The sequence below is a fragment of the Brevibacterium sp. LS14 genome (assembly GCF_012027885.1).
GTDB lineage: Bacteria > Actinomycetota > Actinomycetes > Actinomycetales > Brevibacteriaceae > Brevibacterium > Brevibacterium casei.
Genome location: NZ_SJXG01000049.1, coordinates 225,491 through 232,533, shown reverse-complemented (window position 1 = coordinate 232,533; position 7,043 = coordinate 225,491). Strand labels below are relative to the sequence as shown.

7 protein-coding genes are annotated in these 7,043 nt (G+C 66.1%); 1 reads left to right on the top strand and 6 read right to left on the bottom strand.

Annotated features, from left to right (window positions below; all coding sequences use genetic code 11):
- Positions 1 to 7: 7 nt before the first annotated feature.
- The gene (locus EZE58_RS10465) at positions 8 to 1,042 is read right to left on the bottom strand and encodes an IS30 family transposase (RefSeq protein WP_009381402.1); all 1,035 of its coding nucleotides are present in this window, start codon (positions 1,040 to 1,042) and stop codon (positions 8 to 10) included.
- Between the two features lie 73 nt (positions 1,043 to 1,115).
- On the opposite strand from EZE58_RS10465, the gene EZE58_RS10460 reads away from it, so the two are divergent.
- Positions 1,116 to 1,361, top strand: coding sequence for a RidA family protein (locus tag EZE58_RS10460; protein ID WP_167560497.1), 246 nt, complete (start codon positions 1,116 to 1,118; stop codon positions 1,359 to 1,361).
- Here the strand turns inward: EZE58_RS10460 and EZE58_RS10455 are convergent.
- The 5 genes from EZE58_RS10455 to EZE58_RS10430 all read right to left on the bottom strand — a co-directional run bounded on the left by EZE58_RS10455 (position 1,358) and on the right by EZE58_RS10430 (position 7,040).
- The gene (locus tag EZE58_RS10455; protein WP_223289922.1) at positions 1,358 to 2,131 is read right to left on the bottom strand and encodes a hypothetical protein; all 774 of its coding nucleotides are present in this window, start codon (positions 2,129 to 2,131) and stop codon (positions 1,358 to 1,360) included. The two genes, EZE58_RS10460 and EZE58_RS10455, sit on opposite strands and share 4 nt — an antisense overlap.
- Positions 2,132 to 2,246: 115 nt before the next feature.
- Positions 2,247 to 3,452, bottom strand: coding sequence for a calcium:proton antiporter (locus tag EZE58_RS10450; RefSeq protein ID WP_063248891.1), 1,206 nt, complete (start codon positions 3,450 to 3,452; stop codon positions 2,247 to 2,249).
- A gap of 146 nt (positions 3,453 to 3,598) precedes the next feature.
- On the bottom strand, positions 3,599 to 4,312 hold the full coding sequence (locus tag EZE58_RS10445) for an O-methyltransferase (protein ID WP_231882147.1): 714 nt from the start codon (positions 4,310 to 4,312) through the stop codon (positions 3,599 to 3,601).
- Positions 4,313 to 4,671: 359 nt separating this feature from the next.
- Complete coding sequence (locus EZE58_RS10435) at positions 4,672 to 5,904, bottom strand: M20 family metallopeptidase (RefSeq protein WP_063248893.1); 1,233 nt, start codon at positions 5,902 to 5,904, stop codon at positions 4,672 to 4,674.
- Between the two features lie 2 nt (positions 5,905 to 5,906).
- Entirely contained in the window at positions 5,907 to 7,040 is a 1,134-nt protein-coding gene (locus EZE58_RS10430) for an amidohydrolase family protein (RefSeq protein WP_063248925.1), read from the bottom strand.
- Positions 7,041 to 7,043 lie beyond the last annotated feature (3 nt).

The window sequence follows — 7,043 nt, the reverse complement described above, 5'->3', positions numbered from 1 at the left end:
GGCGATGTCAAGGCGTCGAAGCAACATGGGGCTCGCCGGCGAGCAGTCGAGCGAATGCCTCGGTGGGCGTGAGATAGCCCAGTCGGCGGCGGGGTCGATTGTTGATCTCCTCGGCGATGGTGGTGAGGTAGGGCTGGTGATCGGGGATCACCGTGCCCTTGGGCAGATACTCCCGGTAGAGCCGGTTCGTGTTCTCGTTGCTGGGCCTCTGCCAGGGCGAGTGGGGATCGGCGAAGTAGACCGGCATCGCCGTGGCCAGGGAGACCTTCGCGTGCTGGGCCATCTCGCTGCCCTGGTCCCACGCCAACGATGCCTTCATCATCTCGGGCAGGTCGTTGAAAAACTCGATGACCGCGTCAGCGGTTGGCTCGGCGTGTTTCGAGGGCAGGGCCAGCAGCCCGGTGAACCCGCTCATCCGCTCCACCAGCGTCGCCGCGCACGAGGTGCCGTTCTTCCCGATGATCAGGTCACCCTCCCAGTGCCCCGGCACCCGACGCTGGGCGGCGTCCTCACCTCGCTCCGCGATCGGGACCATACCTACGATTGGGCCACCGCGCGTCCGCCCGGTCGTACGTGGTCGGCGCTTGGTCCGCTTGGACTGCAGGAAGATGCCCTTGCGGGCGAGCTCACCCTTCGGGATTGCGTAGATGTACTGGTAGATAGCCTCACCGGAGACGGTTCGGCCGCGTGCGTCAGGAGAGTTCGCCATGCGTTCAACGGTCGGGTCTGTCGCCTCCAGACGCAACCGGCCCGCTATCTCGTTCGGCGTCCAGGACGCGGCCAGGTCGGCGTCCACCCTCGCCTGCAGCACCGGATCCCCCGCGACCTTCCGCTGCTGCGGGCGAGCTCGCCGACGCTGCGCTCTGACGTCTGCGGTCACGGCCTGGTAGCCGCGGGTCTTCGTCGAGTTCCGGTGAAGCTCCCGCGAGATCACCGACGGGCAACGCCCCAGGTGACGGGCGATCCTCCGCACCGACCAGCCCGCTTTCGAGGCCGCCGAGATCTCCGACCTGTCGCTGAACGACAACCCCACCCGCGCCATCTGCACACTCCACCGATCAGACCCCCGCCGACCGGGAGTGTTGCTTCGACGCTATGACACCACCCCCGAGTCGATGCACGATCAGGTGACTGCGGCACTTGCCAATCTCGAACGAGCGCTGGTCGCAGCACAGTCTTCCTTGCGGCACATAGTCAAGTTGACGGTCTTTCTTGCCGATCTCGGCGAGTTCGACGATTACAACTCTGCTTACTGCGACTATTTCGGAGCGGTCGCCCTTCCTCCACGCACGACGGTCGAGGTGGCGCGGTTCCGAGGTGAGAAGCGGATCGAGATCGATGCAGTCGCAGTGGTCGCTTAGGCGCCACCGTTGCGGCGACGGTGGAGTATAGGCGGCAGTCCGAAGAAGATCGGCGGCCTCGCTGTGGTAGATGGCTTATTCGGAGCATCGCTCACGATCGGCGTACCGGTGTCGCCGTAGTCGTCCGACTCGACCTCTCTTTGCTCGGTATGGTTGTCGTCGAGCGCCCACGCGCTCTCCCAGCTGATGAGTTCGCCGGCGTGGCAGACCGGGTCGCCGCCGGTCGAGGGCGGCTCCGCCCACAGCCACAGGTTGACCCCGTACTCGATCACGGTGATCGTCGCCTCCCGGTCGCGGCCGGTGTTCTCCCTGACCAGGGCACGGTGCACCTTCGCCGAGGCGGTCTCGAGTTCCTCCCATCCGTCGCGCCGGTGCGGGAGGAGGACCCACGTCCCCGCGGGGACGTCTGCCGGGACGAGCGAGTCAGGAGTGACGACGCGGGTGAAGCCCAACGGTTCGGCGGCAGCATCGCCAGGTTTGTCACCGCTGACGGGGCCGACTCCGGACTCCTCGAGAGCCGTGAGGACTTCACCGAAGCAGGCCTCGACCACCTCGGCCGTGGGGGCGACGATGAGGAGGCCGGTCGCCTCGGCGAGAATGTCGGCAGCCGACAGGGACGACAGGGGAGAGGCGCGCAGGTCGGCGAGCACCTCATCCCAGTGCCCGGGCACGGGAACGGAGTCGAGCAGCGCATGGGTGCGCTCCCGTTCGGCATCGTGGCGCACCGTCGACCTCCTCTCACCGCGGCCGGTGTTCTTCCACCATGCCACGAACCCCTGACACGCGCGGACCGGTTCGGCTCCTGACACGAGTGGACAGCCGCGACGAGACGGACGTCGTCGGCGCGAACCCCGTCGACGCGGACCTCGCCCAGGTGAGCCTCGTCTATGCGAACACGGTGAGCCCGTAGACGGCGAAGACGACGAGGAGGGCTGCCCCGTGGACGGCGGTGACCCTCTTCGCGGCGAACGTCGTCACCGAGAGCACGATGACGACGGACAGGAGCAGAAGGTTGGTCGGAATCTCGGCGAGGACGATCTGCTGTCCGGTGAGCATCCCGATGACGAGGACGACGGGGATCGTCAGCCCCACCGTGGAGACGAGCGCCCCGTGGCAGAGGTTGCTCACCCGCTGGACCTCGCCCTGCCAGGCGGCGCGGATCGCGGTGATCGTCTCGGGGAGGAAGACGATCATCGCGATGACGATGCCCGAGAGCGCGACCGGGGCGCCGAGGCGGCCGAGCCCGTCATCGAGGAGGACCGCCATGTCATGGGAGAGGAGGACGATGGGCAGCACGGTGACGACGAGGAGGCCGAGACGGGTGAGGATCTCGACCCGGTGAGTCGACAGGGTTGCGACGATGCCCGGGCGCACCGCCTCGGCGTCGGTGGACGGGGCGGTGGCGACCCTGGACGGGGCGGCGCCGTCGGCGGACGGTCCGCGCGGACCGGGGGCCGCCTCGGCGAGGCGGGGATCGACCTCACGGAAGTCATCGGCCTGCGCCCCCATCTGCCGGGTGAGGAAGAACGCGTAGAGGCCGAGAGTGAGGACGATGATCGGGATCCCCTGCCACGGCAGGTAGCTGCCGTTGATCCCGATGACCGCCGGCAGCGCGAACGCGAGCGCGGAGAGGACGACGATGAGTCCGAGGTAGGTCGAGGTGCCCGTCCGGTTGTGCGCGAGGTCCCCGTGGCGCAGGCCGCCGATGAGGAGGCAGAGCCCGACGACGGCGCCGAGGATGATCATCGACACCGCCATCACCGAATCGCGCGCGATCGTCGCATGATCTCCGGGACCCAGCAGGACCGCGGCGATGAGGATGACCTCGATGAGGCAGATGGAGATCGTCAGCACCAGAGACCCATAAGGATCGCCGAGGCGGCCGGCCAGGTGCTCGGCCTCGTGCACGACTCCGAACGCACAGATGAGGATGACCGCGACGATGACGATGAGCGCGGTGATGAGCAGGGGCGCCGGCGCCGGCGGTTCGAGGAGGTGACCTGCGAAGAGGAGTGCGAGGTAGGTGCCCCAGCCGAGGGCGAGCCTGATGATCGCGGTAGGGGTGATGATGCTGCGCAGTGCGGCGGTCATGACGGTCTGTTCCAGTTCTCTGAGGCCGTCCTCATCGCGGTGGGAAGCGAACGGGTCGTCCCGTTCGTCACTGTGTTTTCAGGTTACTCAATCCCGCCGAGGTGGTCCAACCGGAGGTCGGTTCACCGGTGGTTGGCGAACCGGGACTACCGTCGACGGGCGATGATGAGGCCGTCCCAGCCCTTGACGCCGACAGTCTGCAATGCGGTGGCGTCGAGATTCGGGTTCTCAGCAATCATTCGCGTCACCGTCTGCACTCCGGTGACGCGCGGATCGTCCGGGTTCTCATCGGTGACCGCGCCGTTGCGCACGACGTTGTCGATGATGATGACCGCACCGGGTTCGGTGAGTGCGAGTGCCGCCTCGAGGTACCTCGGATTGTTCGGCTTGTCCGCATCGATGAACACGAGATCGAACGGCTCGGTGCCAGTGCTGGTGCCGCTGTCGATGAGGGTTCGGGCGGATTCTGCGGCGGGCCCGACGTGGATCTCGACCCGGTCGCCCACCCCTGCGCGGTCGAGGTTCGCGCGCGCCACCTCGGCGTTGTCGGGTTCGAGTTCGAAGGTGACAACGTGACCGTCGTCGCCGACGGCACGGGCGAACCAGATCGTCGAGTACCCGGCGAGAGTGCCGAACTCAAGGATCCGCTTCGCGCCCGCGATCTGGGCGATGAGGCCGAGGAGCGCACCTTGGTTGGCTGCCACCTCGGCATTGGGCATCGTCGTGTCCGCTCCAGACTCACGAGCGGCGACGAGGGCATCGTCTTCCGGGGTGAGGTGCGAGATGAAGTATTCGTCGACCTCGCGCCAGGCGACGGTGGAGTCGTAGCGATTGACCGGGGTCGTGCGTTCCTCGTTCACCATTATCAAAGAGCCGAATGCTCTAGGCGTGAGCCGAAACGAAATTGGTCTACGTAGGTCTTTCCATCTTCGGCCTGCTCGGCCCACGAACCGAACGCGGTTTTGATTGCGTTCAGATCGGTATGCGCGTCAGATTTGCACCCGTAGACCTGGGTGACAGCGTCCCGGACTAGCGCGGAGATCGAGCGTCCAGTTCGCTCGGCCTCAGCATCGAGGAGTTGTCGCTCGGTTGACGTGAGCGAGATCCGGGTCCGCACCATGATGCAATTATCCACCATCCTGCGGACCCGCGCAGGAGGCCGTGTTGCCGACTGGGTCTCATTCGCCGAGGCATCGAGCGAGAGAGCCCATACCTGCCCCTACTCGGATCCCGAACCGAGGATCGATTCGGCCCCGGCCAGATAGCCGGCGATCATCGCCCGCGCCACGTCGAGCACCGACCGCTCAGGTGGCAGATATCCCGCGTTGTGGAGTGAGGCTTGCGGCTGACCGGTGCCGACGAAGCTCATGGCCGAGGGGACGGCCTCTGAGAAGAAAGAAAAATCATCGGCACCCAGCGACCGCATCGGTGATGCCACGGACGCACCGAGGCCCTGCGCCTGCGTTGCGAAACGTCGTGCCAGGTCGGAGTCGTTGATGAGCACCGGTTCCCCGTCGATGATCGCCACATCGGCCTCAAGACCGTAGGCCTGCGCGATCCGCCTGGCCATGGTCCCGATCGCCGCCTGAATGTCCTTGCGTTCCTGCGCCGAGGTGGTCCTCACAGTGGCGCGGATACTTCCGTGGCGGGGCAACACGTTTCCCGCACCATCCCCGACACTCATCGTCCCGACACTGACCACTGCCGCCGACATCGGCCCGATAGTCCTGCGGACGATCTCTGGCAGCGACAGGGCGACGTTTGCGACCGCCGCCACCGGGTCAGAGGCGTTGTGCGGATAGGCTCCGTGACCGCCTCGGCCGTGCACGGTGATGTGGACCTCGTCCGCCGCTGCGTTGATATAACCCTCACCGATCGCCACTTGCCCCAAGGGCACACCTGGGTGGTTGTGGACGCCGATCATTCTCGCGATCGAGGCTTTTTCGAGCCCTTTTTCCGAAACGATGTCGAGAGCACCGGAGGGATAGGACTCCTCACGAGGTTGGAAGACCGCCGCCAGGGCGGTCGGCAGCGCCTGGCCGGTGCGTTCACCGAGCTCGGGGATCGCCCGAATGACAGCGACGAGCGCGGCCATGTGCACGTCATGCCCGCATGCGTGCATCGCTCCGTTCGTCGAGGCGAAGTCTGCTCCGGTCGCTTCCTCACCCGGCAGAGCGTCGAGCTCGGCACGAATCCCCACAGCAGGACCATCCGCAGGCCCGATGCGTCCGATGCGACCGGTTCCCGCGATCGTGTCCAGGGACATGAACGGGGAGAGCTCGGCCTCGATGACCTCGGCTGTCGCTTGTTCCTGACCACCGAGGTTGGGGGAGGAGTGGATGCGACGGCGAAGATCCAGTGCATGGTCGAGGTCAGCTTCGACCGCAGCCAGCCATGCGGCGCCGATCTCCGCGGACCGTTCGGTCGAGAACTGCTCCTGCCTGATATCCATACTCACCAGTCTTGCCCTGCTTCGTTCGTTGTCAGGCCGTAGACCCGACGTGCATTGCCTGCTGCGATCATTCCGGCGATGCGGCGAAGCTCATCCTCCGGCCAGCCATGCCTGGTCGCCCAGTCGTTGAGGACCGAGTCGAGTCCGTCCCTGAAGAGGATCGACCCGAGACTGTAGAGCTCGGCGGCTCCCCACGCGTCGGAAGAGAACAGCGCCTTGTGGAAAGGGGTGAGCTCAAGCGATTCGGCGATCACCTGAGCGGCCTGCGCGCCGGTGTAGTTGATGGCCAGACCGACATCGGCATAGACATGCTCGAAGCAGTGCGCCAAATAGCCGGCCTCACGGTGATACGGATAGCAGTGGAGCAGCATGACGCTCGCCCCCGAACCGCGGCTGAGCCGCAGGAACTCGGTGAGCAGGAGTGGATTGCAGCGGTGCAGATCGACATCGGGATCGCCGTAGCCGATGTGGAACTGGATCGGCACCTTTCGGTCGACGGCCTCCCAGATGAGGTGACGGATGATCGTCGCGTCCTTGAGGCGGGCTGGGCCGTCGGTGCTCGCTGTCATCCACTCATTGACCGCTGCGTCGACCTCTTCGGCAGTTGGCCGCTCGGGATCGAAGTCGAGGCCGATGCGGTAGGCGGCGATCGACTTCACGCCGACCGCGGTGCGCAGACGCGCATCGAGCTCGTCGGTGAAGACGGACCGGAAGTCGGTGGGGGAGACCCCCGATTCCACCAGCTCCTCGGCGATGCGTTCGAGACGGACCACCTCGGCGACCTGAGTGCCGGCACGCACCCCCATCTGACGGGGACCGAGGATCTCGTCCCCACGGTGTCCGGTCTCGATGAGGAGGGTGCCGTAGCCATGCCCGGTTAGCAGCCGTGTGTTGACCTCGACCGCGCCGAGGCGGGTCCTCTCTGCGATGTAATCCTCGGGAGCGGCGAAGGCCGGAAGTCCCAAGAGCGGGGCACAGTACCGTCGGATCATGAAGCCGAGTTGGGTGTCGAAGAACGTCGTGCCTGAAGGGCTCGGACGGTCGGACTCGGTGATGAGGTCTTCGAATGCCCCACGGTCGAGGTCGTGTTCGAGCACGCCGTGGCAGTGGTGGTCGACGAGTTCCAGCTCGTTCATCCA